The following is a 993-nucleotide window of genomic DNA, read 5'->3' as shown; positions in this document are numbered from 1 at the left end:
CAGTCTTCAGTCATCAGTCATCAGTCATAAATTTCGCCGCACCTTCGCGCGCAGGCCCCCTACGTCGCCGTACTCGGATTGCTGCTTGTACTTCTTCTCCCGCGCCGGCGCGAACCAGCTGGCCTCCACCCCGGCCTCGCTGCGGGTGATGGCGCCGGCCGGGACCGCCCACCAGACGAACACTTTGTTCGTGCCGAAGCGCTCCATGGCCAGCCGCAGCGCCTCGCGCGGGGAGCGCGCCTCCACATCGCCCATGTGCGCGACAAAGGTCATCGCCCGCCGCTGAGATGTTTTCTGGAAGATAAGATAACGTTGCGTTGGCGCATCCGGCGGAATGTCCTCGACGTGCCAGTTCGGGTCGGCGGCGATCTCCTCGGCGGTCAGCGCAGTGATGCAGTCGGCGCGCGCGACCCACAGGCTGGCGCAGTCCGGGCGGCGTACGTGCACGTCGCGGGCGATGAGCAGCGCCATCTCGGCGTCGGGCGCGTGCACCGTGCCGATGCTGCGATGCGGCTGCTGCGGGTCATCCTGCTTGAACACTTCCCAGCGGGGCCATTGGGTGTCCATAGGTGGAGGGGAGGGGGTGTGTATTGGTATTGCGTATTGCGTATTACGAATCGTGTGTTCCGTTACGCAGTACGCAATATGAACTACGCCATCCGTTCCGCATACGCCGCCAGCGCTTCGCGCACCCAGCGTCCTTCCTCATGGGCTTTGCGGCGCGCGGCCAGGCGCTCTGCGTTCATCGGGCCGTTGCCTTTCACCACCTGCCAGAAGTGCTCCCAGTCAATCGGGCCGATGCGCCAATGGCCGGTGGCCGGATCGAACTTCAGGTCGGGGTCGGGGATTTGCAGGCCGATGGCGTGGAATTCGGGGACCATCTCGTCCACGAACTCCTGGCGCAGTTCGTCGTTGGTCTTGGTCTTGATTCGCCAGCGGATGAGTTGCGGGGAGTTGGGCGAGTCGGCGTCGTGCGGGCCGAACATCATCAGC

The 993-nt window shown here is 64.7% G+C and carries 2 protein-coding genes; both read right to left on the bottom strand.

Annotated features, from left to right (window positions below):
• Window positions 1-24: 24 nt before the first annotated feature.
• The gene (locus tag NZN28_RS14475) at window positions 25-567 is read right to left on the bottom strand and encodes a phenylacetic acid degradation protein (RefSeq protein ID WP_295399351.1); all 543 of its coding nucleotides are present in this window, start codon (window positions 565-567) and stop codon (window positions 25-27) included.
• 83 nt (window positions 568-650) lie between these two features.
• Window positions 651-993, bottom strand: a 343-nt coding sequence (locus tag NZN28_RS14470; protein WP_295399349.1) for a Phenylacetic acid catabolic protein, incomplete at its 5' end; no start/stop codon positions are given.

The organism is Meiothermus sp., from assembly GCF_025056915.1.
In the GTDB taxonomy this organism is placed as follows: domain Bacteria; phylum Deinococcota; class Deinococci; order Deinococcales; family Thermaceae; genus Meiothermus.
This window is presented reverse-complemented; position numbering and strand designations above follow the sequence as displayed.

Coding starts and splice junctions, on each gene's coding strand:
- NZN28_RS14475 (WP_295399351.1), bottom strand. CDS start 567: ATGGACACCCAATGGCCCCGCTGGGAAGTGTTCAAGCAGGATGACCCG.